This window comes from Mycobacterium sp., from assembly GCF_035623875.1.
GTDB lineage: Bacteria > Actinomycetota > Actinomycetes > Mycobacteriales > Mycobacteriaceae > Mycobacterium.
This window is the reverse complement of record NZ_DASPSP010000036.1, coordinates 12,719-38,600: the sequence shown is the minus strand read 5'-3', so window position 1 is coordinate 38,600 and position 25,882 is coordinate 12,719. Positions and strand designations below refer to the sequence as shown.

Annotated in this window: 24 protein-coding genes, 2 pseudogenes and 1 riboswitch; of the genes and pseudogenes, 12 read left to right on the top strand and 14 right to left on the bottom strand. The window is 66.5% G+C overall.

The window, feature by feature from the left end:
• A partial coding sequence (locus VEI45_RS03190) for an NUDIX hydrolase (RefSeq protein ID WP_324850051.1) occupies window positions 1-423 on the top strand: 423 nt, incomplete at its 5' end.
• On the opposite strand, the gene thiE is transcribed toward VEI45_RS03190, so the two are convergent.
• A complete protein-coding gene (gene thiE, locus VEI45_RS03185; RefSeq protein ID WP_324850049.1) occupies window positions 395-1,066 on the bottom strand; it encodes a thiamine phosphate synthase in 672 nt (223 codons plus the stop codon). The genes VEI45_RS03190 and thiE overlap by 29 nt on opposite strands.
• Before the next feature lie 140 nt (window positions 1,067-1,206).
• Between thiE and thiO the strand changes: the two genes are divergently transcribed.
• From thiO to VEI45_RS03160, 5 genes are all read left to right on the top strand, one after another.
• A complete protein-coding gene (gene thiO / locus VEI45_RS03180; RefSeq protein ID WP_324850047.1) occupies window positions 1,207-2,223 on the top strand; it encodes a glycine oxidase ThiO in 1,017 nt (338 codons plus the stop codon).
• Entirely contained in the window at window positions 2,220-2,417 is a 198-nt protein-coding gene (gene thiS, locus VEI45_RS03175; protein ID WP_324850045.1) for a sulfur carrier protein ThiS, read from the top strand. Before thiO ends, thiS begins: the two co-directional genes overlap by 4 nt.
• Window positions 2,410-3,174, top strand: coding sequence for a thiazole synthase (locus VEI45_RS03170; RefSeq protein WP_324850043.1), 765 nt, complete (start codon window positions 2,410-2,412; stop codon window positions 3,172-3,174). The genes thiS and VEI45_RS03170 overlap by 8 nt, the downstream gene beginning before the upstream one ends.
• Window positions 3,171-3,932, top strand: a complete 762-nt coding sequence (locus tag VEI45_RS03165) for an SGNH/GDSL hydrolase family protein (protein ID WP_324850041.1) — start codon at window positions 3,171-3,173, stop codon at window positions 3,930-3,932. Before VEI45_RS03170 ends, VEI45_RS03165 begins: the two co-directional genes overlap by 4 nt.
• A gap of 205 nt (window positions 3,933-4,137) precedes the next feature.
• Window positions 4,138-5,619, top strand: a complete 1,482-nt coding sequence (locus VEI45_RS03160; RefSeq protein ID WP_324850039.1) for a M28 family metallopeptidase — start codon at window positions 4,138-4,140, stop codon at window positions 5,617-5,619.
• Window positions 5,620-6,284: 665 nt separating this feature from the next.
• On the opposite strand, the pseudogene VEI45_RS03150 reads toward VEI45_RS03160, so the two are convergent.
• The 5 genes and pseudogenes from VEI45_RS03150 to VEI45_RS03130 all read right to left on the bottom strand — a co-directional run.
• Window positions 6,285-6,503, bottom strand: a pseudogene (locus VEI45_RS03150) (hypothetical protein); the annotation flags it as partial.
• Between the two features lie 15 nt (window positions 6,504-6,518).
• Window positions 6,519-6,905 (bottom strand): MarR family winged helix-turn-helix transcriptional regulator, encoded by a 387-nt coding sequence (locus tag VEI45_RS03145; RefSeq protein ID WP_324850036.1) that lies wholly within the window; start codon window positions 6,903-6,905, stop codon window positions 6,519-6,521.
• Between the two features lie 45 nt (window positions 6,906-6,950).
• A complete protein-coding gene (locus tag VEI45_RS03140) occupies window positions 6,951-7,295 on the bottom strand; it encodes a hypothetical protein (RefSeq protein ID WP_324850034.1) in 345 nt (114 codons plus the stop codon).
• A 10-nt stretch (window positions 7,296-7,305) separates the two neighbouring features.
• Window positions 7,306-8,196: an oxygenase MpaB family protein gene (locus tag VEI45_RS03135; RefSeq protein WP_324850032.1), complete on the bottom strand. Its 891-nt coding sequence runs from the start codon at window positions 8,194-8,196 to the stop codon at window positions 7,306-7,308.
• On the bottom strand, window positions 8,193-8,417 hold the full coding sequence (locus VEI45_RS03130; RefSeq protein ID WP_324850030.1) for a hypothetical protein: 225 nt from the start codon (window positions 8,415-8,417) through the stop codon (window positions 8,193-8,195). Before VEI45_RS03130 ends, VEI45_RS03135 begins: the two co-directional genes overlap by 4 nt.
• A gap of 127 nt (window positions 8,418-8,544) precedes the next feature.
• Here VEI45_RS03130 and VEI45_RS03125 point away from each other — a divergent pair, with 127 nt between their 5' ends.
• Window positions 8,545-9,786 (top strand): helix-turn-helix domain-containing protein, encoded by a 1,242-nt coding sequence (locus VEI45_RS03125; protein WP_324850028.1) that lies wholly within the window; start codon window positions 8,545-8,547, stop codon window positions 9,784-9,786.
• Here VEI45_RS03125 and VEI45_RS03120 read toward each other — a convergent pair.
• The 5 genes from VEI45_RS03120 to thiC form a co-directional block, all read right to left on the bottom strand.
• On the bottom strand, window positions 9,761-10,036 hold the full coding sequence (locus VEI45_RS03120; protein ID WP_324850026.1) for a hypothetical protein: 276 nt from the start codon (window positions 10,034-10,036) through the stop codon (window positions 9,761-9,763). The two genes, VEI45_RS03125 and VEI45_RS03120, sit on opposite strands and share 26 nt — an antisense overlap.
• A gap of 18 nt (window positions 10,037-10,054) precedes the next feature.
• The gene (locus VEI45_RS03115) at window positions 10,055-11,539 is read right to left on the bottom strand and encodes an NAD(P)/FAD-dependent oxidoreductase (RefSeq protein WP_324850024.1); all 1,485 of its coding nucleotides are present in this window, start codon (window positions 11,537-11,539) and stop codon (window positions 10,055-10,057) included.
• A 77-nt stretch (window positions 11,540-11,616) separates the two neighbouring features.
• The gene (locus tag VEI45_RS03110; protein ID WP_324850022.1) at window positions 11,617-12,240 is read right to left on the bottom strand and encodes an alpha/beta family hydrolase; all 624 of its coding nucleotides are present in this window, start codon (window positions 12,238-12,240) and stop codon (window positions 11,617-11,619) included.
• Window positions 12,237-13,064: a bifunctional hydroxymethylpyrimidine kinase/phosphomethylpyrimidine kinase gene (thiD, locus tag VEI45_RS03105; RefSeq protein WP_324850020.1), complete on the bottom strand. Its 828-nt coding sequence runs from the start codon at window positions 13,062-13,064 to the stop codon at window positions 12,237-12,239. The genes VEI45_RS03110 and thiD overlap by 4 nt, the downstream gene beginning before the upstream one ends.
• Window positions 13,061-14,689 carry a phosphomethylpyrimidine synthase ThiC gene (thiC, locus tag VEI45_RS03100; RefSeq protein WP_324850018.1) on the bottom strand — a complete coding sequence of 543 codons (1,629 nt, stop codon included), beginning with the start codon at window positions 14,687-14,689 and terminating at the stop codon, window positions 13,061-13,063. The genes thiD and thiC overlap by 4 nt, the downstream gene beginning before the upstream one ends.
• A riboswitch (TPP riboswitch) is annotated at window positions 14,682-14,792 on the bottom strand. (Overlaps the previous gene by 8 nt.)
• A gap of 169 nt (window positions 14,793-14,961) precedes the next feature.
• Here thiC and VEI45_RS03095 point away from each other — a divergent pair.
• The 4 genes from VEI45_RS03095 (at window position 14,962) to VEI45_RS03080 (ending at window position 20,380) form a co-directional block, all read left to right on the top strand.
• Window positions 14,962-15,675, top strand: a complete 714-nt coding sequence (locus VEI45_RS03095; protein ID WP_324850017.1) for a PAS and ANTAR domain-containing protein — start codon at window positions 14,962-14,964, stop codon at window positions 15,673-15,675.
• Between the two features lie 87 nt (window positions 15,676-15,762).
• Window positions 15,763-16,134 (top strand): STAS domain-containing protein, encoded by a 372-nt coding sequence (locus VEI45_RS03090; protein WP_324850015.1) that lies wholly within the window; start codon window positions 15,763-15,765, stop codon window positions 16,132-16,134.
• Window positions 16,131-20,039 (top strand): SpoIIE family protein phosphatase, encoded by a 3,909-nt coding sequence (locus VEI45_RS03085; RefSeq protein ID WP_324850012.1) that lies wholly within the window; start codon window positions 16,131-16,133, stop codon window positions 20,037-20,039. Before VEI45_RS03090 ends, VEI45_RS03085 begins: the two co-directional genes overlap by 4 nt.
• Entirely contained in the window at window positions 20,036-20,380 is a 345-nt protein-coding gene (locus VEI45_RS03080; protein ID WP_324850011.1) for an STAS domain-containing protein, read from the top strand. Before VEI45_RS03085 ends, VEI45_RS03080 begins: the two co-directional genes overlap by 4 nt.
• 4 nt (window positions 20,381-20,384) lie before the next feature.
• On the opposite strand, the gene VEI45_RS03075 is transcribed toward VEI45_RS03080, so the two are convergent.
• Window positions 20,385-20,663 (bottom strand): hypothetical protein, encoded by a 279-nt coding sequence (locus tag VEI45_RS03075; RefSeq protein ID WP_324850063.1) that lies wholly within the window; start codon window positions 20,661-20,663, stop codon window positions 20,385-20,387.
• 63 nt (window positions 20,664-20,726) lie between these two features.
• Between VEI45_RS03075 and VEI45_RS03070 the strand changes: the two genes are divergently transcribed.
• The gene (locus VEI45_RS03070) at window positions 20,727-21,005 is read left to right on the top strand and encodes an Rv1535 domain-containing protein (RefSeq protein ID WP_324850061.1); all 279 of its coding nucleotides are present in this window, start codon (window positions 20,727-20,729) and stop codon (window positions 21,003-21,005) included.
• On the opposite strand, the pseudogene VEI45_RS26405 reads toward VEI45_RS03070, so the two are convergent.
• Window positions 20,926-23,367, bottom strand: a pseudogene (locus VEI45_RS26405) (cation-translocating P-type ATPase); the annotation flags it as partial. The gene VEI45_RS03070 and the pseudogene VEI45_RS26405 overlap by 80 nt on opposite strands.
• Window positions 23,368-25,277: 1,910 nt before the next feature.
• Window positions 25,278-25,721: a hypothetical protein gene (locus VEI45_RS03060; RefSeq protein WP_324850009.1), complete on the bottom strand. Its 444-nt coding sequence runs from the start codon at window positions 25,719-25,721 to the stop codon at window positions 25,278-25,280.
• Between the last annotated feature and the right edge of the window lie 161 nt (window positions 25,722-25,882).

The following is a 25,882-nucleotide window of genomic DNA, read 5'->3' as shown; positions in this document are numbered from 1 at the left end:
GAGCAGGCCGCCGTCCGTGAGGCGCATGAGGAGGCGGGGCTGCCCAGCGAGCAGCTTTCGGTGCGGGCCACCGTGATAACCGCCACCGCCAGCGGCACCCACTGGACATACACCACCGTTGTTGCTGACGCAGGCGAACTGCTGCACACCATGCCCAACCGGGAAAGCGCCGAACTGCGCTGGGTCAGCGAGGACGAGGTGGCCGATCTGCCGCTGCACCCCGGTTTCGCCGCCAGCTGGCAACGGCTGCGCACCGCACCGGCGGTCGTGCCATTGAGCCACGGTGACGAGCGGCGGCGTCACCTGCCACGCACCGTCGAGATCGAGGCGGGCGTCTTCGTCTGGTGCACTGCGGGCAAACCCGACCATGCGCCCTCCCTGCTGAGTTCCCGGATCAGCTCGCTGCTGCAAGCGCCGAACTGAGCCGCTGCGCCGCAGCCCGCGGGTCCTCCGCCGCTGTGATCGCCCGGACCACGACGATGCGGCGGGCGCCGGCCTCCAGCACCTCCGACAGCCGACCGGCGTCGATACCGCCGATGGCGAACCACGGTTTGTCGGGTGCCAGATCGGCGGCCATACGCACCAGTTGCAGGCCCGGCGCCGGGCGCCCCGGTTTGGTCGGGGTCGGCCAGCAGGGCCCGACGCAAAAGTAGTCGACGTCCTCGGCGATCGCCGCGGCCACCTGGCCGTGGTCGTGCGCGGACCGGCCGATCAGCGTCTCCGGTGCGACGATGTCGCGCGCCACCGCCAGCGGCAGGTCATCCTGGCCCAGGTGCAGCACGTCGGCGCCGCCGGCGCGGGCGATGTCGGCGCGGTCGTTCACGGCGACCAGGGCGCCATGTCGGTGTGCGGCGTCGGCGAGGATCTCCAGCGCCGCCAGCTCGGCACGCGCCTCCAGGGGCCCCAGCTGGCGCTCACCCGTCGAGCCCTTGTCGCGCAGCTGAATGATGTCCACTCCGCCGGCCAGGGCGGCATCGGCGAACTCGGCCAGATCGCCACGCTCGCGGCGCGCGTCGGTGCACAGATACAGCTGCGCACTCGCCAGCCGAGTCGAGGTTTGGTGCACATCGCGACGCTAGCGGCTAGCGTAGAGGGTCGACACGGGAGTCCCGGGGTATCACCGACGTGCGGGGCTGAGAGTGGGCACACCAAGCTTGCCCTTACCGTCACACCTGATCCGGATCATGCCGGCGAAGGGAGCGAAAGATGCCACCGGACTCGGGATCGCTGGCCGTCGTCGGCGGCGGCGTCATCGGGCTATCGGTGGCGCGGCGCGCGGCCCAGGCCGGTTGGTCGGTGCGGGTACATCGCACCGGCCAACACGGCGCGTCCTGGGTGGCCGCCGGAATGCTGGCGCCGCACAGCGAAGGCTGGCCCGGCGAGGAGCGGCTATTGCAACTGGGCCTGGAGTCGCTGCGGCTGTGGCAACAGGGCGGCTTTACCGACGGGCTGCCAAAGCAGGTGATCACCGCGCGCGAGTCGTTGGCGGTCGCCGTCGACCGCGCCGATGTCGCCGATTTGCATACGGTCGCCGACTGGCTGTCCGCACAGGGCCACCCGGTGATCTGGGAGTCGGCCGCACGTGACGTGGAACCGATGCTGGCACAGGGCATTCGGCACGGGTTCCGGGCACCCACCGAACTGGCGGTGGACAACCGCGCCCTGCTCGACGGGCTGGCGGCGGCATCCGAGCGGCTCGGTGTCGAATGGGATGGGCCGGTTGGCGACCTGGGTTCTGTGCAGGCTGACGCGGTCGTGATTGCCAACGGCATCGACGCCCCGATGTTGTGGCCCGGTCTGCCGATTCGGCCAGTAAAGGGCGAAGTGCTGCGACTGCGCTGGCGCAAAGGGTGTATGCCGTTGCCGGAAAGGGTAATTCGTGCTCGTGTGCACGGGCGGCAGGTGTATGCGGTGCCGCGCGCCGACGGTGTGGTGGTGGGCGCCACCCAGTACGAACATGGTCGCGACACCGCGCCGACTGTATCCGGTGTGCGTGACCTGCTCGACGATGCGTGCACGGTGATGCCGGCGCTCGGCGAGTACGAGCTAACGGAGTGCGTCGCCGGCCTACGTCCGATGACACCGGACAACCTGCCGCTGGTAGGCCGGCTCGATGCGCGAACGCTGATCGCCGCCGGCCACGGCCGGTCCGGGTTTCTGCTGGCGCCCTGGACTGCCGAACAGATTGTGTCCGAGCTTGTTCCGGTTGGAGCGCACCGATGATCATTCGCGTGAACGCTGAGCCACTCGAGGTCGATGACCAGACCACCGTGGCGGCGCTGCTGCAGTCGCTGGGCTATCCCGCGCGCGGTGTTGCGGTGGCCGTCGACCACGTGGTGCTACCGCGATCTGCTTGGGCGACAACTCTTTCCGACGGTGCCCAACTCGAAGTGGTGACGGCGGTGCAGGGTGGCTGACTCGAAATTGACGATCGCCGGGCGCAGCTTCACGTCGCGGCTGATCATGGGCACCGGCGGCGCGGCCAACCTCGCAGTCCTTGAGGAGGCCCTGGTCGCTTCCGGCACCGAGCTGACCACCGTCGCGATGCGCCGAGTTGACGCCGAGGGCGGCACGGGCATGCTCGACCTGTTGAGCCGACTGGGTATAACGCCGCTGCCCAACACCGCGGGCTGCCGTGGCGCCGCGGAGGCGGTACTGACCGCGCAGCTTGCCCGCGAAGCGTTGGGAACCGAATGGGTCAAGTTGGAAGTGATCGCCGACGAACGCACACTGCTACCCGATGCTGTCGAATTGGTCAGAGCTGCAGAGCAATTGGTCGACGACGGGTTTGTCGTGCTGCCATACACCAACGACGACCCGGTGCTGGCCAAACGACTGGAGGACACCGGCTGCGCGGCGGTGATGCCGCTGGGCTCGCCGATCGGCTCGGGTCTGGGCATCGCCAATCCGCACAATATCGAGATGATCGTCGCCCAGGCCGGCGTCCCGGTTGTCCTCGACGCCGGCATCGGCACCGCCAGTGATGCCGCGCTGGCGATGGAGTTGGGATGCGACGCGGTGCTGCTGGCGACCGCGGTGACCCGGGCCGCCGACCCGCCCGCGATGGCCGCGGCGATGGCCGCCGCTGTCACCGCCGGTTATCTGGCCCGCCGGGCCGGGCGGATTCCGAAGCGGTTCTGGGCCCAGGCGTCCAGCCCGCGCCCGGACCTATGAGCGGGCGGTATGTGGCGCTTGGTAGTTCGATGGCGGCCGGCCCCGGCATCCGGCCCCAGGCGCGGGGCGCGCCGTTCGGCTCGGGCCGCTCGGCGCGCAACTACGCCCACCTGGTCGCCGAACTACTGAACCTCGACCTGGCCGACGTCACCTTCTCCGGGGCTACCACCGCCCATGTGCTGGCCGAACGTCAGCGCGGAGCGCGGCCGCAAATCGAGGCACTAGACGGCTCCGAAGAGCTGGTCACCATCACGATCGGCGGCAACGACGTCGGATACGTGCCGCTGCTGATGGCCGCAACGTTGCCTCGTCCGGCCCGGCTATTGCCCGCGATCGGTGCGTTGTTCGACCGCGGCGCGCGCGAGCAGGCGCTTGACCGCGTCGGCGACTCCTTGCGCGCGGTCGGCACAGCGGTGCGCCAAGGCGCGCCGCAGGCCAGGGTGGTGTTTGTCGACTACCTCACCCTGCTGCCGCCGGATGGAGTGCCGGCCCCGCCGTTGTCGGCCACGGACGCCGACCTCGGCCGCCACGTCAGTGCGCGCCTGGAAGAAGCCACCGCAGCAGCCGCGCAGGCCACTGGCTGCGAGCTCGTGCGCGCCGGACACGCCAGCAGGCAGCACCACGGCTGGTCGGCAGACCCGTGGGCGGTGGGTGCGGGCTGGCCGCTGCCATGGCGCCCGGCGCCGTTCCACCCCAATGCCGCAGGCATGCGCGCCGTGGCTGACCTGATCGTCGAACCGACAGCAGGAAACGATTAGTTTTCTGTCGCTCGAGGATTCCGCGTGCATGCAGCATGAAGCACTGGCCAACATTGCGCGGGCTGCCGACGTCCGCCTCATGCTTCCGCAAATCTGGCGAGCGCGGATTTGTTGTGCGCCCATACGACACCGGACGGCACCACTATTCATGCGTACCTGCGGATCGACCACTCGGACGACGACTAGGCCGTCTAACCTGAGCGCGATGGTTAATAGATCACGACGATTCCTCACCGCGCTTGCGGCCATTGCGTTGGCGGCCGGCGGGTGCGCATCGTCCGACACGGTCCAGCCGCTGAAGCGGATCTCGGCTGCCGATTTCGCCGCCGCCCTGCGCGACCGGGTCAGCACCGACGCGATGATGGCGCACCTGTCGAAGCTGCAGGATATCGCCAACGCCAACGGTCACACCCGCGCGGTCGGCACGCCCGGCTACGACGCCAGCGTCGACTACGTGGTGGGCAAGCTGCGGGACAAGGGTTTTGACGTGCAAACCGTGCAGTTCGAAGCGCGTGTCTTCCACTCCGAAACCGGGTCGGTGACCATCGGCGACCGGACGGTCGAAGCGAAGGCTTTGGAATTCAGCCTCGCCACCCCGACCGTCGGGGTGACCGGTCCGCTGGTGACTGCCCCGAAGGACAGCCCGGCCTGCAGTGCCTCCGACTACGGCAGCCTGCCGGTCAACGGCGCGGTCGTGCTGGTGGACCGCGGCACCTGCCCGTTCGCCCAGAAGGAGGCGGCCGCGGTGCAGCGCGGCGCCGTGGCAATGATCGTCGCGGACAACGTCGTCGAGGAACAGATGGGCGGCACTCTGGGCGAGAACACCGACGTCAAGATTCCGGTGGTCAGCGTGACCAAGCCCGACGGCGCGGCGCTGCGCCTCACCTCGGGGCCCGCGACGGTAAAGCTCTCGGCGGACACCAAGACTATTCAAGCCCGCAACGTCATCGCGCAGACCAAGACGGGCTTGACCAGCGACGTCGTGATGGTCGGCGCGCACCTCGACAGCGTTCCTGAAGGGCCGGGCATCAACGACAACGGGTCCGGGGTGGCGGCGGTTCTGGAGACCGCGCTGCAGCTGGGCAGCTCACCGGAGATCCGCAACGCGGTGCGATTCGGCTTCTGGGGTGCCGAGGAACTCGGGCTGATCGGGTCGCGGAAGTACGTTCAGTCATTGGATGTCAACGCGCTCAAGGACATTGCGCTGTATTTGAACTTCGACATGCTCGCGTCCCCGAATCCTGGCTACTTCACCTACGACGGGGACCAGTCGTTGCCGCTCGACAGGCGGGGTAATCCGGTGGTGCCCGAAGGCTCGGCCGGGATCGAGCGTTCGCTGGCCGCCTACCTGAACTCGGCCGGCAAGACCCCACATGACACGTCTTTCGACGGCCGGTCCGACTACGACGGTTTCACCTTGGCCGGGATTCCGTCGGGCGGGCTGTTCTCCGGCGCCGAGAACAAGAAGTCCCCGGAGGAGGCCAAGCTGTGGGGCGGGGCCGCGGACCAACCGTTCGACCCGAACTACCACAAGAGCACCGACACCCTGGACCACATCGACCGCGCCGAGCTTGGCATCAACGGTGGCGGCGTCGCCTATGTGACCGGTCTGTACGCCCAGGATCTCACCGGCCGCAACGGTGTTCCGATCCGCGAAGACCGTACCCGGCACGAACTGGAGAAGTAATCGGCAGCCCGCGGGCGAGCTACAGGCCGGGCAAGCAGATGGGGGCTCCGTAGCACGGGGGCGGGCCATGAGGCGGTGGATTAGCTCCATCCCAGACAAACTGGCCGGCATTACCCATCCCGCCGACGGGGACCCAGTACCAGGTGTGGCAGATATTCGTGTCCCAATGGACATCGGTCGCCGGCAAGGGTTGTCCTGGACACCATTGGTGGGGTACTGAGAAATTGTCTCCGGGCTGTGCCTGGGCGGTACCTGCGGCCAGTCCGATGCCGGCCAGCGCGACGCCGCCCGACGACAATGCTGCGACAATAAACCGCTTCGGGGTGTGGCTGATATTCACCGACACCACGGTACGCCGGGGACCAGAATGGATTCTTAACGTCGCTGACGGCGACCAGCGATGCTTCTGGTCAGTCGCCTGTGCGCTCGAACTTGTCTTCGAAATCACCGCCGGTGCAAGCGCTTCCGGTCGATACATTCTGTCCGTTCCCGGTGAGCACCGGAATCGGTTCCTGCAGTGGATCAGGGAGCGGGTATTCCGCGGTGAGTTTGATGTGCACCGTGCCACCGAGATTGCACGGCACGGTGCCCTCGTCGTCGCGGGTCCACTTTCCACCGCTGAAGACCAGTGGCACAACACCATCGGGCGCGTGGAATAAGCTCATGCCCTCCAGGAATGGATCTTGCGCGCGCCCAACACCTTCCATCTGGAAGAAATGATCGGCCAGGGTGAAAACCGTCGCGCCGATGTCCACGGCGGTCTCGGCCAGGGTGAAAACCGTCGCGCCGATGTCCACGGCGGTCTTGGCGGTCGCTACCAGCGTCGGTGCCAAATTCGACGGATCGCCCGGCAGAAAGTCGATGAAGTGTATTCCCAATTGCATTGGTAACCCCTTTCGCTAATCGGTCAAGCGCTGGAGCAAGGACAATGCGTCGAGGATGACGCGCCGTTCTCGCTCGGAGTAGCGCTCCTGTATGGCACGGGCCAGCCATTCCTCGCGGACCTGCCGGTCGCTCTCCGCGCGGCGTCGGCCCGCGGCGGTAATTGAGATCATTTTGCGCCGACCATCATCGGGGTCGGGCGCGCGCCTGATCATGCCCTGGCCGGCGAGCCCGGCCAGTATGGTCGCCATCGACTGCGGCCGCACCCGCTCGGCGGCAGCCAGCGCGCTGGCCGACGAAGCTCCCCCTTTCCATAGCCGAGTGAGCACCGCTGTCTGCGACGGCGTCAGATCGCCACCGGTAGAGACTTCTCTCAGCTGGCGCCGCAGCCGGCTGAACACCACCCGAAGATCTCGGGCCGCCGCAGATGCGAGCGGATTTCGACCCTGCTATGTGCTGTCCCCACTCAATTCCCAGAAGCGCGAGCTTTCCTCCGCAGGAGGTTTGGTGCGGACCCAGATTGCGATCAGGCCGGTGAGTATCGACCACCCCAGGACGGCAGCCGGGATCGCCCAGATGCGCCGTAGCAGCAACGCCGTACCGCATTGCGCGACGAGGCCGTGTCCATTGGCTTCGGCGGCCTGCGACAGGTTCGCGCTGAAACCCCTGCCGCAGGCGATCTGCATCCCGTATTGGTCGTACTGGTCCAAATAAACCGGAAACCAGAGTGCCAGCAGCCCGACCACGACTAATAACGCGCCCACGATGCCGAGGTATAGCTGACGATTGCTCACAGACTTCCTTTCAAATCAGGTTGCGGCGGCGGCGTATTCGCCTGCGCAGGTCGGCCAGCAGCAGCTGGCTGCCGCCCTGACGGACGAACTTGGGCAGAAACCGATTGACGAACGCCACCAGCAAAAACAGGTATTCGAACCGGCGTTGTTGGCCGGGCGTCCACTCGACCCGCAGGGCGTCGCGGAACACCGGCGCGAGAAAGCCCACGGTCAGAAAGCGCAGCAGCGGGCCGAACATCGGTCGCAGCAGCACCGAGATCATTCTCAGGTCAAGCAGGTCGTGGAGGTAGTTGCGCACCACGTCGTCAATCTCGACCCGCTGACAAGCTTCGTTCCAGTAACGGTCGAAATCTGCACGGGTCGAGGGCCATTGGTCTTCGCTTACCTGCAGCGTGGTGCCCAGCGTGAACGCCGAGTGGTAGAAATGCTCGGCGAGCTCGTCGGACATTGTTCCGCGCAGCAGCTGGTAGGTATCCTCAAGGCCGACGAAAAGGCATGCTGCGACCCACATCTGGAGGTCGCGGTCGAAGGCGCTGTAGGGGATCGGGCTGCCGAGTTCGGATCTGACGCGACGATGCACGGAGTCGACCGCATCGCGGTAGGCCGCACGATCGCCCGGATCGCCGAGAATAGCGACCGCCAGGTAACTGAACGTGGTGCGCGCCCGCTTCCACGGGTGCTTAGTCAGGTTTCCGGAATCCACCTTGCTCTCGACTACCCCGTGGCCCACCCCGGGCCAGGCCAGCTGCATGACCACGTTGGCCGCGCCGGCGGCGAACGACCAGAAGTCGAGGGCGTCGGCGACGGTGGCCCGGTGCTCGTCCCAGCGTGCTGTGCGGTGGGTTATGTGAATCCGGGTATCGGCAGTGGTCAGCGGTGCGCTGGCGGCTTCAGCGCTCATGTCATGCAAACGTCCGAAAACAGCAGCACCGGCCAGGACACTATCGAGCCGAGGAACGACACCACCAGGTCGGCACCGTGCATGTGCTGCAAATGCGCGGTGTGCGTCGTCGACCAGATGGTCCCTAACAGCAGATAAGGCGTTCCGACGATCAAACCGAGGCCGATCAACTCGGCGATGGTGATCTGGTAGCCAAGCACTTGGCGAATTTTGCTCAGCATGGGAGGTACCCTTCGGCCCAATTTCGCACGTCATCTTAAACAGCTGGCGAACAACGTACTATGTTAATGAAGATTCTGACTCTTCGGTAGCCTTTTGAGTCACCGATCGCCACGCTAGGGTGAGGCAGTGACGACCGCGCCCATCGAGCCGGTAGCTGTTGCGCGCCGACGGCCCAAAGACCGCAAAGCTCAGATCGCCCGGGCGTCCGCCGAGTCGTTCAGCGCGCTGGGCTACCACGCGGTCAGCATGGAAGCCATCGCGGCCAAGGTCGGAATCTCCGCGCCGGCTCTCTACCGGCATTACGCCAGTAAGTACGATCTGTTCCGCGGCGCCGTCTTGGCCCTGGGCCAGCAACTGGTGGACTGCACCGATTTCGTCGACGCCGAACCGGCCGAGATGTCAGCTGCCGACCCGGCTGCGACGTTGGACCGACTGGTCGACGCACTCATCGACGTGACGTTGGCGAACCGCGAGTCCGGCGGGCTGTACCGGTGGCAAGCGCGATATCTGCACGGCGAAGACCAGTCAGCTCTGATGGACCAATTACGGGTGGTCAATCGTCGAATCCAACAACCGCTCATGGCGATTCGGCCCACATTGATCTCGTCACATCGCTGGATGCTGTCGTCGGGGCTGCTCAGTGTGATCGGCAGCGTCGTCGACCACCGGGTTGCGCTGCCAGCCGACGAGATGCGCGCGCTGCTGGCCGCAGCTGCCTCGGCGCTGCTCGCCACCGAGCTCCCGAAGCCCGAGGATGCGCTGGGCCGACCTACCTCCTGGCGGATCTTCGAATCGGATACCGGTGTCTACGAAGCCCTGTTGCAGGCGTCAATGGTGTTGTTCAACGCCAAGGGCTACAGCGAGACCAGCATGGCAGAGATCGCTTCGGCGGTCGGTATCCCGGTGTCCGGGATCTACCGGTATTTCCCCGGCAAGAGCGACATCCTCTCGACGGGATTGCGGCGCGCGGCCGACCGGATTTCCGGCCGTTTCTCGGCGATCCTGACCGGTCTTGCCGAAGCGCGTCAGATGCTCACCCTATTGATCGAGGCGTACGTGGCAACGTCGTTCGCTAATCCGGAACTGGCCGCGATTTACTACACGGAGCGGGTCAACCTGACGCGGGTGGACCAGGAGTTGTTGCGCAGTGTGCAGCGCTCGACGATCGATGGCTGGATGCGTCTGCTGACGTCGGCCCGCCCGACGCTCACGCCGACGCAGGCGCGCATTTTGGTGCACGCGGCAATGGCCCTGGTGGTCGACGTGGGACGGCTGGTGCATTACGAGCACCCGGCCGACAACTCCGCCTACCCGCAAGCCTGCGTGCGGAAACTGATGGAGGTTACGGTGTTTGGGCGTGGCGAATAGCGTTCCCGCCCAGATAGGCGAGGTATCCGATCAGCCCGACAATGGCTAAGCTGCGGGTCTGCCGGCTGCTGAAACTCAGTCCCAACGCCGTTTCGATACCGCCGTTGGTGTAGACGTGCTGACGGGTATTCCGTGGGAACGCGGCCTTGGTGATCGGCTCCCACATCCGTGGACTGGTGAAGTGGGCCAAGCCGGCGCCGGCCAGTGCCAGACCCGAGAAGCGGGCGAAACGGTTGCTTCTGCGAGACATAGCTTTTCCGAGTCCTCCCTAGCTGATTGCGTAGTCGCTCAACGGGAATCGGGAGCCGTCCCGAACTGCGCTGCGCACCGATGTGGGCCGTAGCAGGGTCGCCTCGCCGCTGTGGTTGAAGTAGTAGGACCGCGACGTGGCGCAGTCGCCGGCGTAAAACACCGAGCTATCCAGATGTTTGGTCATCCGGTCCAGGAAACGCGTATTGGCCGCTTCGGTGACCTCGAATGTCGTTGCGTCCCTGCGCTTGACCTCACCCAGCAACCGGTCCATGTGCCGCATCTGGTATTCCATGGTGTTGAAGAAGGACAATCCAGAGAATGCGTACGGGCTGGCCAGGCTCAGGTAGTTGGGGAAGTACGGAATCGACACCCCTTGGTAGGCCTGGAACCTGTTCTCCCGCCACCACTTTCCCAGGTTTCTGCCTTCACGGCCGACGACCTCGATGGCCGGGAAGTTGGCGTCCCAAAGGTCGAATCCGGTGGCCAGCACCAGGGTGTCGATGACGGCTTTGTGCCCGTCGTTGGTGACGATGCCGTCCGGCTCGATCCGCTCGATGCCGCTGGTCTCCAGGTGCACATGGGGCTTGGTGAAGCTGCGGTAGTAGTCGTTGGACCAGCTCGGGCGTTTGCAGCCGATGTCGTAGTCGGGTGTCAGCTTGCGCCGCACCTCTTTATCCCGGACCTGGACGAACCGGTGAATTTTGCACAGGTCCATCGCCGCGATCGACAGCCGCCGGAAGTATCGGTAATTCAGCACGCCGGTGAAGGTCATGAACTCGAGGAGGGTGTCGGTCACCCAACGCACCGCCCGTTGGGTGAGCGGGATGCGGGCGAACAGCCGTTGCACACCCGGGGCGATCCGGAAGTCCAGCTTGGGCGCCACCCAAATCGCGGTGCGCTGGTAGACCGTCAAGTCAGCGACGGTCTTCGCCAATTCGGGGATGAGCTGGATCGCGGTGGCCCCGGTGCCGATCAAGCCGACCCGGCGGTCCGCGAAGTTGTAGCTGTGGTCCCACGCGGTGGTGTGCACGACCTTGCCGTTGAAGCTGGTGATGCCCGGGATGTCCGGTGTGTGCGGTTGGGACAGGAAGCCGGTGGCGGTGATCAGGAAGCGGGTGGTCAGCGTGTCGCCGCCGGCCAGCGCGACCCGCCACTGCTGCGCGTCCTCGTCCCAGCGGGCGCTTTCCACCGTCGTGTTGAGCCGCATGTAGCGGCGCACGTCGTACTTGTCGGCGACGTGATCGGCATACTGCTTGAGCTCCGTACCGGTGGCGAAAAGCCGTGACCAGTACGGGTTGGGCTCGAACCAGTAGGAATAGGTGGTCGACGGGATGTCGACGGCCAGACCTGGATAGCGGTTGACGTGCCAGGTTCCGCCCAAGTCGGCCTCGCGGTCGAGGATGGTGATGTTGCCGTACCCGAGACGCTTGAGCTGGATCGCGGCGCCGATGCCGCCGAAACCGGCCCCGACGATGACAACGTCGAAATGCTCCGAACTCATGAAAAGACCGTACCTTACTTCAGAGTAAGTTTGTAGTTGGTGGATGCTGTCTCGATGATATCGAGCCTGGTGGAGGCTTAGCTGCCACCAAGCGCACGGAGCGCGGCGTCCACCGCCAACCCGGGCACGTCGAGGGTCTTCGAGCCCAGGTCGTGGCGCGCGCCGGTGATCTCGACGATCTCGGTCGGTGCGGGAATCAACGCGGCGGCGGCGCGCACCTCGTCGAGGGTGCCGAACGGGTCCGACGAGCCGTGGGTGAACACCGTCGGCACCGCGATGTCCGGCAGGTGCTCGGTGCGGGCGCGCTCGGGCTTACCGGGCGGATGTACCGGGTAGGAGAACAGCGTCAGCAGGTCCACCGGCTGGGCATTTTCGGCCACCACCATAGACGTCTGCCGACCGCCGTAGGAATGACCGCCGGCGATCAGCGGGCCGTCGGCAAGGGCGCGGCACACGGCGATCGCCTCAACGATGCCGGCGCGATCGGTGGCCGCCGACCCTGACGGCGGGCCCTTGGGTCGTCGCCGCCGGTACGGCAGGTTGTAACGAACCGCAAGCCAGCCACGGCGGGCCCACTCGTCGCAAAGTTTTTGCAGCAGTGCGGATTCCCTGCTGCCACCAGCGCCGTGCGTCAACACGACCACTCCGGATGGGGTGCCCTGCGGGTCGTGGGCGATGCCCGCAATGGTCTCGAGACTCATAACAACCTGAACAGTGGGGACACCGGGCCGTGGCCGTGCCCGAGCGGATAGGCGGCACGTAGGCATTCGGTCACCCAGCCCTTGGCGAACGCGACCGCGTCCGGCACCCTGTAGCCATGGGCCAGCGCACAGGCCGTCGCCGCGGCCAGAGTGTCGCCGGCGCCGTGGTCGTCGGTGGTGTCCACCCGTTGCGACTCGAACTCGTGAAAATCGTTGCCGTCGAACAACAAATCCGTGCTGCTGGCCGACCCGCGCAGATGGCCGCCCTTCACCAGCGCCCACTGCGGTCCCAGAGCATGCAGGGCGCGAGCCGCGTCGGCCTGGGATTTCGAGTCGACGACCTCGATGTCGACCAGTAACCGCACCTCGTGCAGATTTGGCGTCACCAATGTCGCCAGCGGAAACAGTTCGGTACGAAGGAAATCCAGTGCGCTGCGGTCGAGCAGCGGATCACCGTGCATCGACGCGCAGACCGGGTCGACCACCAGCGGCACGCCCGCGCCATGCTGGCGCCAACTCTGCGCGACCGCGGTGATGATCTCGGTCGATGCCAGCATGCCGGTTTTGGCGGCCTGCAGCCCGATATCCTGGCAGACCACCTCGATCTGGGCGGCGATGACATCGCCGGGCACCTTGTGAAACCCTTTCACGCCCACCGAGTTCTGTACTGTCACCGCCGTCACCGCGCACAGCGCGTGCACCCCCAGCAGGGTGCAGGTGCGGACGTCGGCCTGAATACCGGCTCCGCCGCCGGAGTCCGACCCGGCGACCGCCAGCACCCGCAACGGCGTAGTGCCGCGCGGCGCCAGCGGAAGGTAGGTCACTGGGCGATCGGTAGATACACCCGGTTGCCGTGTTCGGCGAACTCGCGCGATTTCTCCGCCATAGCCGCCTCGATGGCTTCCTCGCTGTCGAGCCCGTGCTGCGCGGCGTAGTCGCGGACATCCTGAGTGATGCGCATCGAGCAGAACTTCGGGCCACACATCGAGCAGAAGTGTGCGGTCTTGGCCGGTTCGGCCGGCAGCGTCTCGTCGTGGAATTCCCGCGCGGTGTCGGGGTCCAGTGACAACGCGAACTGGTCGTTCCAGCGGAACTCGAATCGGGCCGTGGACAGCGCGTCGTCGCGCTCCTGCGCGCGCGGATGGCCCTTGGCCAGATCGGCCGAATGTGCGGCGATCTTGTAGGCGATCACTCCGTCTTTGACGTCCTTGCGGTCAGGCAGCCCCAGGTGCTCCTTGGGCGTCACGTAGCACAGCATCGCGGTGCCGGCTTGGGCGATGATGGCCGCGCCGATCGCCGACGTGATGTGGTCATAGGCCGGCGCGATGTCGGTAGCCAGCGGCCCCAGGGTGTAGAACGGCGCCTCCTCGCATAGCTCCTCTTCCAGCCGCACGTTCTCGACGATCTTGTGCATCGGGATGTGCCCCGGTCCTTCGATCATCACTTGTGCGCCATGGGCTTTCGCGATCTTGGTGAGCTCGCCCAGGGTGCGCAACTCAGCGAACTGCGCGGCGTCGTTGGCGTCGGCGATCGATCCCGGCCGCAACCCGTCGCCGAGCGAGAATGTCACGTCGTAGCGGGCGAAGATGTCGCAGAGCTCGTCGAAGTTGGTGTACAGGAACGATTCCCGATGATGCGCCAGGCACCACGCCGCCATGATCGACCCGCCGCGGGACACGATGCCGGTGACCCGCTTGGCGGTCAGCGGCACATAGCGCAGCAGCACCCCGGCGTGCACGGTCATGTAGTCCACACCCTGCTCGCACTGTTCGATCACGGTGTCCCGGTAGATCTCCCAGGTCAACTCGGTCGGATCGCCCTTGACCTTCTCCAGCGCCTGGTAAATCGGCACCGTGCCGACCGGCACCGGCGAGTTGCGCAGAATCCACTCGCGGGTGGCATGAATGTCCTTGCCGGTGGACAAATCCATGATGGTGTCGGCCCCCCAGCGGGTGGCCCACACCATCTTGTCGACCTCCTCGGCGATCGACGACGTCACCGCAGAGTTGCCGATGTTGGCGTTGACCTTGACCGCGAATGCCTTGCCGATGATCATCGGCTCGCTCTCGGGATGGTTGTGGTTGGCCGGGATCACCGCACGGCCGCGGGCAACCTCGTCACGAACCAGTTCGGCGGGCATGTCTTCGCGGGCGGCGATGAACGCCATCTCGGCGGTGATCTCACCGGCGCGGGCCCGCTGCAGCTGGGTGCCGCGGTCCCGCACCACGCCCTGGCGTGGCGGCAGCCCGGCCGTCACGTCGATCACTGCGTCGGGGTCGGTGTAGGGGCCGGAGGTGTCATACAGGTCGAAGTGCTGTCCGTTCGACAGATTCACCCGCCGAAACGGCACTTTGGCTCCCGGCACCGCGTCCAGGTCGTGATAAGCCTTGCTGCTGCCCGCGATGGGGCCGGTGGTCACGGACGGCTCGACAGTTACTACATCAGTCATTTTGTCATCTCCCTACGTCGGCATTACCCGGTCAGGTTCATACGGTCGACGGCCCCGAGCCGTCCTCTCAGCGCACTGGGCGTGCGCTCCCGCGTTGTCGTGTGGTCCACGCTAGCGCAGCCGGGCGGCGGTGTGCAGCCCTGCGACGATGCGCGCCGTGGAAGCGGTGTGCAGCCCTGCGACGATGCGCGGAGTGGGCAATAGCGGGCGCCAAGACAGAACGTCTGCGCATCCCGTCTAACCGGTGGGCAAGCTGTGTAAACGGTGGAATGATGCCTAACGTGCACGAGGCCTTTGAAGCTCTTGCAACGAGCACTGATACCGGTGGCTCACCTGGGCGGCCGGCGGAACCCGACGCCGATGACGTCAGCGTGGGTGCTTTCCGGTTCTGGTTTGTGGGCCAGCGCTGGGAATGGTCTGACGAGGTAGCCCTGATGCACGGGTATGAGCCCGGGTCGGTGGTGCCGACGACGGAACTGCTGCTGTCGCACAAACATCCAGAAGACCGCGACCACGTTCAGGACCTGCTCGACCGGGCACTGCACTCCAAGAGCTCGTTCTCTAGCCGCCACCGCTTCATTGACGTGGGCGGCAATGTGCACGACGCGATCGTGGTGGCCGATCGGATGGCCGACGAGACAGGCGCAGTGGTGGGAACCGCCGGTTACTACATCGACTTGACTGCCACCTTCGTCGAGACCCGGCAGGTCGCGCTGGACGAGGCGCTGCCGGACCTGTTCGAGGCCCGCGCGGTGATCGAGCAGGTCAAAGGTGTCCTGATGGCCATTTACCGGGTCAGCGCGGAGCAAGCCTTCAGCGTGCTGCGGTGGCGATCGCAAGAGTCCAACACCAAATTGCGCGCCCTGGCCCAGCAGCTGATCAGCGAAATAACCACGCTGCCACCGCCGTCGGGGGAGGTGCAAAGCACCTTCGACCATCTTTTGTTGACGGTGCATGAGCGTATTCCACGCGAACCCAACGGATAACCTGGTCGGCGGTTAGGCTCGACAAAGCTGTGGACGGTAAGCCGCCACGACATTGCATTTAGCGGTGCGTCGAAGCGGGTGAACGCGATGGATTTGTTGACGGTCGACTATGAGGTACGACCGGAAGCCGTGGTTTTGCAGGCCAAGGGCGACGTGGATTCCAGCACCGCCGGCGACCTCACCGCACGCCTGAATGCCGCGCTGCAGCAAGCCGCGACCCAGGCTTCGCGACTGCTCATCATCGATTTGCAGGCCGTGACCTACTTCGGCAGCGACGGACTCAACGCCGTCCTCGATTGTCACCGGCAAGGGCTGCAAGCCGGGACCGCCGTCCGGCTGGTCGCCGACAACGGACTGGTGGTTCGCCCGATCGAGGTGACGAACCTGGACAGCGTCCTCGATCTCTACCACACGCTGCGCGATGCGCTGCAAGGCCCTGATACCGAGCAGGGGCAGTGAGCGGGCACCACCGCCGCCACTGGAGAAGCGAGCCGCAGAACCTGCCACCCGACCTCGCCAAGGCCGTCGCGCTCGGCGGTGAGATGGGCCGTCTGTTCGCCGAATTCGACTGGGCCGCGCACCCGTTGGGGTCGCCCGACGTGTGGTCGGCCGAGGTGCGGTCGGCCGTCGCGGTGGTGCTGACCTCGCGGTTTCCGATCGCCTTGTGGTTGGGTGCTGAGGACCTGTTCCTGGTGTACAACGACGCCTACATCCAGATCCTGGGTGACAAACACCCCGCCGCACTGGGCCGGCGTGGCCGATTCGTGTGGTGGGACATCTGGGAGCCGATCAGCCCGATGCTGGCCAGCGTCATCGCCACCGGTGAGGCGACCTGGTCGCACGACTTGATGTTGCCGATGGTGACCGCCGGGCGACGCCAGGAACGCTACTTCACCTTCACCTACAGCCCACTGGTCGGCGAAAACGGCGAAATCTACGGGATTTTCTGCCCATCCTGGGAGACCACCGAGCGAGTGATCAGCGAGCGACGACTACATCTGCTCAACGCGGTGGCCTCGGCGACGATGGAAACCCGCACCGTCGACGACGCGGTGAGCGCAGCCGTCTCGGTGTGTGCCGACCAGCCCGCAGACGTACCGCTCGTCGCGGCGTACGTCAGTGGTGCGGATGCGGCCGATACCACCCTGCGCGGAGCGACGCCGTCGGTGCTGCCGCTGCTGCCCCTCACGCTGGAGAACCTCACCCACTGGCAGCCGACAGCGCGGTCGCGGGCGGAGGTGCAGATCATCGAAAACGTCTCGTCGGTGATTCGCGGTCTCCATGAAGTATTGGGCGGCGATTGCCCCGACCAGGCGCTGGTGCTGCCGCTGGGCGAGAACGCGATCGCGGGGGCGCTGGTGGTGGGAACAAACCCGCAGTGCCCGCTGGACGAGCAATACCTCGGCTTCTGTCAGTTGCTCGCCGACCAGTTGTCCTCGGCGCTGGCCTCCGTGGTCTCCCACGAGCAACAGCGGCAGCGCGCAGATGCGCTGGCCGAAATCGACCGCGCCAAGACGGCGTTCTTGACCAATGTCAGCCACGAATTCCGCACTCCGCTAACCCTGTTGCTGGGACCGCTCGAGGACGCGCTCTCCGACGTGGGTTCGCACACAGTTCTCGCCGAGCGGCTGCAGATGGCCAGGCGCAACGCGGGACGGCTGCTGCGCCTGGTCGACTCGCTGTTGCAGTTCTCCCGTATCGAAGCAGGCCGCGCGACCACAAGGTTGGTGTGCACCGATGTCGGGGCGCTGACGTCGCAGATTGCGTCATCGTTCACCGAACTGTGCGAACGGGCCGGGCTTGAACTCGTCCTCGACTGTCGTCGGGCGCTGACCGACATCGACCCGGACATGTGGGAAACCGTCATGCTCAACCTGATGTCCAACGCGGTCAAATACACGCTGAGTGGCTCGATCACCGTCGCGGTGCACAGCGGCGGGGGGCAATGCCTGATCAGCGTCCGCGACACCGGTGTCGGTATCGGCGAAGCGGACCTGAAACGGTTGGGCCAGCGCTTCTTTCGGGCTGACACCGCGCTGGGCCGCAGTGTGGAGGGCACTGGGATCGGGCTGTCGCTGGTGAGCGGGCTGGTGGAACTTCAACACGGCAGTATGCAGATCACCAGCGAACTCGACCGCGGCACCACCGTCGCGATCACGCTGCCCAAATCGCTTGCCGGCACACCGGTCGACCATTCACCGGCAAATCTGCTGGACAACCCTTACGTGGTCGAGGCGGATCAATGGGTGGCGCCGCTGTCGACTGAGGCTGCACCCGCCGACGACGACCGCAAGCTGGTGTTGATCGCCGACGACAACGCCGATATGCGAGCCCATCTGGACCAGGTGTTGTCGGCGCGCTGGAGAACGGTTCTTGTCGCCGATGGCGAAGCGGCTCTGCGGACCGCCTGCGAGCTTCGCCCAGACGCCATCGTGACCGACGTGATGATGCCCAAGCTGGACGGCTTCGACTTCGTATCGGCCATTCGTCGGGACACCGAACTGGCCGCCACTCCGATCATCATGCTTTCCGCCCGTGCCGGAAACGAGGCCGTCAGCGAAGGCTATGCCGGCGGCGCGGACGACTACCTGCCCAAACCATTCCGCTCGCAGGAGCTGGTCGAGAGGGTCGCGGCGCGGCTGTCCGCCGCTAACCGCGAACGTGCCGGTCAGCAACAGCGTGAAGCCGAGCTTCGGCATACCTCCGCCGCCGCCCAGCTGGATGCCGCGTTGCAGGCCGCCGACTCGGTGTCCGGAATCGCCGACGCGCTGCTGGCCTCTCCACTGGGCTCGGGCGGTGCCATTATCGTCGTGATCGGCCTCCTCGACACCGAAGAGAACAACGTCCGATTCGAGTACGCGGGTCCGGTCCCGGCGGAATTCCGCGACCGCTACCACGTCGCCACCCTGGACACGCCGCTGGTGCCGATTGACGTCATCAACACCGGTCAGCGGATGGTCATCACCGATACGTTGGCGCTCGCCCCGCGTTATGGCCACGTGGTGGCCGAAACCGCGGACAGCGTCCGGGCGTGCGTCAGCCAGCCGTTGCGTGGTCATGACGGAAACGTGATCGGCTCGCTTGGGCTGCTGTGGCCCACACCGCGGGACTTCGACGCAAGCGAGCTCGAGATGTTCGCTCGCGCTGCGCAGATCACCCAGGCGGCGGTGGGGCGGGTCCGCAGCGCACAGCGCGAGCATAGGATTGCCGTCGAGTTTCAAGAGCATCTGCTCGATCTCGACCGCGGGTCAACGGCCGCAGTGGTGGCGGCCGTGTACCAACCTGGCGGCGAGGCGATGCGCGTCGGCGGCGACTGGTATCTGGTGGCGCCGCTACAGCAACCGGGCCGGATCGCAGTATCCGTCGGCGACGTAGTCGGGCACGGGCTGCCCGCCGCGATCGTGATGAGCAGACTTCGCGCCGCGGTGTCCGCCACCGCCCTCACCGGTGCCGATCCGGGTGCGGTGCTCAGCTCGCTGGACAGATATGCGGCGGCGGTCCCCGGTGCGCGCTGCGCGACAGTCAGTTATGCCGTGATCGACACCGGGCAACCGGGCACGGGCGACGGCACCTCCAGCATCAGCTATAGCTGCGCGGGTCATCCCTACCCGTTGCTGGTAATGCCGGACCAAGCGCCGATCTTTCTGCGAGCCGGCCGGCGCCCACCGGTTGCCGCCTGCGAAAGCCAGCTCAAGTCCAATACGGCAGAACAGGAGTTGCCCGCGGAGAGCCTGCTGTTGCTCTACACCGACGGACTGATCGAGCGGCCGGGCGAGACACTCGATGAAGGATTCGCCCGGCTCCAGGCCGCGGCCGCATATCGTGCGGAACTGCCGATCGGAGATTTCTGTGATGAGTTACTCGACCGGATGGCACCGCCCAGCGGCTACACCGACGATGTCGTTCTACTGGCGGTGCGCCCCAACCACTGCACGGCGCGCAGTTTCGCCACCGTGCTGCCCGCCGCACCGGTGAATATTCCGGCGGCCCGGCACCGGCTGCGGGATTGGCTGACCGGTATCCCGGTAGATCCGCGTCGGGAAGCCGACATCCTGTTGGCCATCGGGGAGGCGGTGAGTAATGCGATCGAGCATGGCAGCGGCGGTGATTCGCTCAGGACGGTTTCCATCGAGGCTTTCGTTCGCGATCACGTCGTCACCGCGACGGTCAGCGATACCGGCCGGTGGTCGGGCGATTCCTCGGCCAGCCAACGCAGCCTGCGGGGTGGGCGGGGGCTCACCATGATCAACGGACTCGCGGACCACGTGAGGACCGTGCGCACCGCTCACGGCACCCGCATTACCCTGGATTTCCACAAGTCCGTTGTCTCGGGGGCCAGTTTGGTGGAGGGCGCAACACGATGACCCGGGCGGTTTTCCAACTGCAGATCCCCGAAGGGGGTACCGGGGCGGCCAGCCCCGCTGAAGTGACAGTCACCGGCGAGGTCGACGTGACCAACGTCGAGGAGTTCACCCGATCGGTGCTGGACGTGCCGGGCCCGCGCCCGATCATCCTTGAAATAAGCGGTGTCAAATACCTGGATAGCGCCGGATTCGCCGCGCTGGATCGGCTGCTCGAACAGAACGCTGTCGTCCTCGTTCTGTCGCCGGATAGCTTCATGTACAGGGTGGCCGAACTGATGTGTCTGCCGATTCACCACGATGCCGAGACGGCGCGCCGCGTCCTGCAGGAGAACGCGACCTAAACCTCTACTCGACGTCTTCTATGGCCTCACCGAGCTCTTCGAGGATGCGATTGTGGTGGTTACTGGCCAAAATGTGGCCAGCGGCAATGACTAACGCGACCGGCCAGTCGATGAGCTCGAATGCGGCCAACGCCGCCAAACCGCCGTAGTAGGCGAGCTGTTCGGGCCGCGGGATCTCCAGCCGTCCGAGTACCGGCGCATTCACGAAGAACGTTTCGCCTTCGCGGATATGTTCGACCGCCTCGCGCTGAGAGGTCGCGCGGCGCGTCTTCTTTTCGACCATCATTTGCCTTTCGGTAACTAAAGGTTCGCCGTTGAGCCGAATGCTTTCGTCACCGTCGAACATATGACGTCGACGACGGACGCTCTCGCCGACCCACTAGCCTCAGGGGCCGCTGTTCTTCTGGCGATCCCGCTGATCGAGTTGTACGCCGTGCTGTGGCGGTTCGGCCTTGTGGAGGTTCAGGCCGACCGGACGGCCGCTCGGCGGCTTCCAGCTCCAATGGACGTCTACTATCGAGCACGCGGGTTGCGACGGCAACCGCGGCGGTCGCCGCCCCGGCTGAGCCCAGCGCCTGCGCCCACCCGACCGGGCCGAGCGGCGTACAGCCAAGCAGCTGGCTGACTCCCGGGATGCTGATCAGCGTCCCCAACGCGACCAGCGATCCTCCGGCGGTCAATACGACCAGCGGGGCGCGCGAATCGAGCAGCGTCTGACCCAGCTGCGTGCTCACCAATGCGACCAGCGCCACCGTCGACGCGCGTCGCGGCCGTCCGGTCACGCCGGCCATCACCCAGGCCGCGGTTGCCGCCGCCGCGGTGGTCGTCCCACGTATGGCGACGGCCCGCCACAAGGCCCGCTGATCGGGACCGCGACGGCCGGTCTGCACCGGACCACTCGGTGGGCTCACCGCAAGCGCGGCGGCGGGGAACGCGTCGGTCATCATGTTCACCAGCAGCAGCTGGCGCGTGTTGAGCGGCGAGATTCCGCTGACCGCGCTGCCGATGATCGCGAAACCCACCTCGCCGGCGTTGCCGCCCAACAGCACCGACACCGCGGCGTGCACCCGCTGCCAGAGCTGGCGTCCCTCGTCGACGGCATTGAGCAGTGCCTCGATCCGGCCATCGACCAGCACCACGTCGGCCGCGATGCTGGCCGGATCGCTGCCGCGTGCGACAACGGCGAGGCCGACGGTGGCGGACCGGATCGCGGCGGCGTCGTTGGAGCCGTCGCCGACCATCGCACACACCTTGCCGGCGCGTTCCAGGGTCTGGACGACCTGCACCTTGTTCTCCGGTGACATCCGGGCGAAGATCACCCGGTCGGTGACGGCCCGTTCCTGGTCTTTACGCGACAAAGCGTCCCACTCCGCCCCGCTGATGACCTGCTCCACGGTCACCGGCAAGCCCATCTCCTGTGCGATAGCGGTCGCCGTGATCGGGTGGTCGCCGGTTATCAACCGGATGCCGATCTCGCGCTCGGACAGGGCCTTGAGCAGTGCGGGTGCTTCGGCTCGCGGAGTGTCGGATAGCCCGAGGAACCCGGCCAGCGACAACTCGCCGTCGGCCAGGTCAGCGATGGCGTCTTCGTCATCGGCTACCAGCTTGGCCTGCTGCGGGCTGAGCCGGCGCCGCGCGACGGCGATCACCCGCAGCCCTTCGGCAGCCAGCTGACGCACCGTGCCCTCGATGTCCGGACCGACGTTCTGGCACGCCGCGATCACCACCTCGGGTGCGCCTTTGACGGTCAGCTCGTCGTCGGACACCGACGCCGAGAACGACCTGCCGGACCGGAACGGCAAATGAGCGTCTGCTTCCGCGTCGGGATGGAAGCCATTGGAGGCATCAACCGCCAACGCCGCCTCGATGATGGCCCGGTCGGTAGCGTGCACCTGCGGGCCGCCGTTCGCCGCCGGCGCAGCGTGCGCCGCAAAGCGCAACACGTCCTCGCGCGAATAATCGGCCACCGGATGCACCTGCGAGACCCGCAGACGATTTTCGGACAGCGTCCCGGTCTTGTCGAAGCACACCACGTCGACGCGGCCGAGCGCCTCGACCGACCGAGGGATGCGCACCAGAGCGCCGTATTCGGTCAGGCGTCTGGCCGACGCGGCTTGCGCGAGGGTCGCCACCAGCGGCATGCCTTCCGGGACCGCGGCCACGGTGATCGCGATCCCACTGGCCACCGCTTCCCGCAACCCTCGACGGCGCAACAAGCCCAGCAGGCCGACGAGGGTGCCGCCGGCCGTGCTGACCGGGAATGCCTGGTTGGTGAGCTTGCTGAGCTGGTGCTGCAGCCCGATCTCCGGCAGCTCACCGGACGCGAGTTCGGCGGCGCGACGCGCCTGGGTGTCGGCGCCGACGGCGGTCACCAGCGCCACTGCGGTGCCCGCGACGATCGTGGTGCCGGCGAACAGCATGCAGCGACGGTCGGCCAATTCGGCGCCCGGTGTGGCCTCGATCTGCTTCTCCACCGGCAGCGATTCACCGGTGAGCGTCGATTCGTCGACCTCGAGGTCGTCTTCTTCGATCAGCCGGGCGTCGGCGGGGATCACCTCGTGGGTGCGTATTTCGATGACGTCGCCGGGCCGTAGTTGCTCCGCAACGACGTCGGTGTACACCGGCGCACCGTCGGGACCGGTTGTCACCTTGCGGGCCGGTGGAATCTGTTGGGCCAGCAGTTCGTTCAGTCGGTTTTCGGCACGCAGGCGCTGGCTGGCTGCGAGCACGGAGTTTCCGGTGAGCACCGAACCGACTAGGACCGCGTCGACCGGCGAACCCAGTATGGCGCTGGCTGCCGAGCCGAGAGCCAGTACCGGGGTCAGCGGGTCGGACAATTCGGCTTGCACTGCCTTGAGGAACTGCCAGACCGCTCGCCGCGGTCGTCCGGTCAGTTCGGCGCCGCGGTGGGCCGTGTCGATTGCCCGGGTGGCCAGCAGGCCATGGCGGGGCTCCGCCGATTCGGTGGCGTCCGGCGGCGGCAACATCTTTCGGACCTGCTCGACCGACATCGCGTGCCAGTCGCGGATCGGGGCCGGCAGCGGAGTCGGTGCGCCAACCACCCGGCGGGCCATCAAATAGCCGGACAGCAGACCTGCCGCCGCACCCGTGGTCACCGGGCCGGGCCCTCGGCCGCGCACGCCGGGCACCATCAGCAGCGCACCCAACGCCGTCGCGCCGGTCGATATCTCGATCCCACGCCGGCTTGCTCTCCTGGCCGCGGGGACCGCATGCAGCAGCCGCCAGGCGCCGGCGAGGTCGCTCAGGATCAGATCCGCCGTCCAGGGCGGCGCCTCGGCGTCGGAGTGGGGCATCACACCAAGCCCGACGTCGGCCGACGAAAGTGCTTGTGCACCAGCCGAAGACAGCACCGCGACGGTGTGACCCGACTGTTGCAGATCGGTCAGTGCCGCGACGAGCGCATCATCGACGGATCCGTTCTCCGGCGGCCGCAGCTCATCGAATGCGGGCCGCAGCTCGCCGAGCTCATCAACGTCGACAGAGATCAAATCCAGGCTCGCGCGGCGCGCCTCGGCCAGTACAGCCGAGGCCAGCGGATCGTGTGTGGGGCCGACCAGTGCCTCGACTTTTACATCGGACCCACGGGCCGGCACCCCGGGAACCGGGTGCCAGCCGGCACGCAGACTTCGCTTCTCCAGCAGCAACTGGGCGCGGTTCCATGCCGCGGACAGCTCGTCGTCGTCGGTACCACGCACCCGCACCACCCGCAGCGTGTCGGTACACAACACTCTGGGATCGATCAGCAGCGCGTCGACCCGGTCGAGCCGGCGCAGGCTTTGCGGGTGCAATGGCAAGACGGCGTGCTGGTCGGCCAACCCTTGGCCAAGCGCCGCGGCGAACGATTCGCGCGCGGTGCGGGTGGCTTTCGGCGTGGTAACCAGCGCCGCGGTCGAGGCGATGTTGAGGTTGCGGGTGGTGGCGCCGACGGCTGCGACAGTGATCGCTTGTAGTAATGCGCTGCGACGCGAGTGCCGCTCGACCGGCCCCTCGGGCAGCGACACCGGGCGGGACGGCGGGTGGATCTCCGCGTGCTCGGCGTGGCGGGCCAGCCTCGGTTCGTGGCGGCTCCAGGCCTGCGCCTCGGCGCGCACTTCGGCGGCTTTCAGGGTCTCCATCATCAAGTCCACGGCCAGCGCCGCGGGCGAGAGCTCAACGACGTGTGCGGCCGTCGTAGCCAGGCTCAGCAGCGTGTCCGTCGCGGATTGGCCGATGCTCTCCTCGAGCAGGCGGCGCACCCGCGGCTGGTAATCGACGGCCACCACCGCCGCCTCGAAACCGTAGGTCAAGCGCGGCCACCGCAACATCCGGCCCGCGACCGCGGCGCCTACCCCGACAGCTGTGGCGCCGACCCCCACCGCCTTGGTGGCCAGCAGCAGACCGTCGCCGGGCAACGGTTTCGAGCGCACGGCGTTATCGGTTGAGCGGCAATGCTTTTCAGCGTTGTCCACTGCTCGGCACAACTCACGAAGAGAGGTCTGATCGCCGGCGAGGCTCACGACGACCCGCGACAGCGGGCGGTTCAGGCTGGCCGAAGTGACACCGGGGCGCGCGAGGACGGCGTCGACGACGACGCTCCCAAGCTCGGCGCCGCCCGGCCCGTCGAGGCCGCGGACCTCGATCCACGCACGTCCTTTGCCGCGCCAACTATGTCGAGTGAACGTGGGCGCGGGCAGTCCGTCCGACAGCGCTTTGACACCTTCTCGAACCGGGATCGCGGCCATGGTCAGACCGGTTGAGGCGACTGTGCCCAGTGATCCTGCGGCGGTCGCCGCGGTTTGTACGGTGGCGCCGACTAGCGCGGACGTTGCCTGGATGCTCAGCGCGACCGCGCGGAGCGGGGATGCTCGCACTGTTCCGACGGTACCCAACCGGAGAGTTAGCGGCGGGTGCGCGGCTGTGTGCCGCGCGAACGGGCCGGTGCCCGCTTGGCCGGCGATTTGCGGGGCCCTGACGACCTAGGCGAACTGGTCGACTTCGTCGGAACCGCCTTCACCGGTGTGACCGACGCTATGTGCGAGCCGTCGGAACGCCCGTTTTTATTCAGCTGGCGCAACACCAAGGCGCCGCCGCCAATGGCCAACACCACCGGCCACTCGAGGAGCCCGGTGACACCGAGCGCGCCCAACGTCAGTGCGGCTGCCGGCACCGAATGGCTACCGCTGCCGATGCCGCGCTGCACGCCGGCTGCAGCTCCGGTCACGGCGCCGACGACGCCGCTGACCGCGGCACCGCCCACTGCACCCGCGGCCGCGGTGGTGGCTGCCGCGGCGCGGCCCGCCGTTCGAGTTACGGTGCGTACGGCGCCGTTAACGACACCCATGATGACTCCCTGATGATTTGTTGTTGAGGCCGTGAACCTGATACCCGCTGCACGCCACACTGGCGGTTGCATACGCGCAAACTCGCAAAGTTCATGAAACCGTCACGATACTGCGCAGCATCTTGCAATCCTATGACCTTGTCCGGCGAATGAACAGCAAA

Coding starts and splice junctions, on each gene's coding strand:
- VEI45_RS03070 (WP_324850061.1), top strand. CDS start 20,727: ATGACGTCGACGACGGACGCTCTCGCCGACCCACTAGCCTCAGGGGCC.
- thiS (WP_324850045.1), top strand. CDS start 2,220: ATGATCATTCGCGTGAACGCTGAGCCACTCGAGGTCGATGACCAGACC.
- VEI45_RS03095 (WP_324850017.1), top strand. CDS start 14,962: ATGCCTAACGTGCACGAGGCCTTTGAAGCTCTTGCAACGAGCACTGAT.
- VEI45_RS03075 (WP_324850063.1), bottom strand. CDS start 20,663: ATGGTCGAAAAGAAGACGCGCCGCGCGACCTCTCAGCGCGAGGCGGTC.
- VEI45_RS03165 (WP_324850041.1), top strand. CDS start 3,171: ATGAGCGGGCGGTATGTGGCGCTTGGTAGTTCGATGGCGGCCGGCCCC.
- VEI45_RS03115 (WP_324850024.1), bottom strand. CDS start 11,539: ATGAGTTCGGAGCATTTCGACGTTGTCATCGTCGGGGCCGGTTTCGGC.
- VEI45_RS03160 (WP_324850039.1), top strand. CDS start 4,138: ATGGTTAATAGATCACGACGATTCCTCACCGCGCTTGCGGCCATTGCG.
- VEI45_RS03090 (WP_324850015.1), top strand. CDS start 15,763: ATGGATTTGTTGACGGTCGACTATGAGGTACGACCGGAAGCCGTGGTT.
- thiO (WP_324850047.1), top strand. CDS start 1,207: ATGCCACCGGACTCGGGATCGCTGGCCGTCGTCGGCGGCGGCGTCATC.
- VEI45_RS03135 (WP_324850032.1), bottom strand. CDS start 8,196: ATGAGCGCTGAAGCCGCCAGCGCACCGCTGACCACTGCCGATACCCGG.
- VEI45_RS03130 (WP_324850030.1), bottom strand. CDS start 8,417: ATGCTGAGCAAAATTCGCCAAGTGCTTGGCTACCAGATCACCATCGCC.
- VEI45_RS03110 (WP_324850022.1), bottom strand. CDS start 12,240: ATGAGTCTCGAGACCATTGCGGGCATCGCCCACGACCCGCAGGGCACC.
- VEI45_RS03060 (WP_324850009.1), bottom strand. CDS start 25,721: ATGGGTGTCGTTAACGGCGCCGTACGCACCGTAACTCGAACGGCGGGC.
- thiC (WP_324850018.1), bottom strand. CDS start 14,689: ATGACTGATGTAGTAACTGTCGAGCCGTCCGTGACCACCGGCCCCATC.
- VEI45_RS03120 (WP_324850026.1), bottom strand. CDS start 10,036: ATGTCTCGCAGAAGCAACCGTTTCGCCCGCTTCTCGGGTCTGGCACTG.
- VEI45_RS03080 (WP_324850011.1), top strand. CDS start 20,036: ATGACCCGGGCGGTTTTCCAACTGCAGATCCCCGAAGGGGGTACCGGG.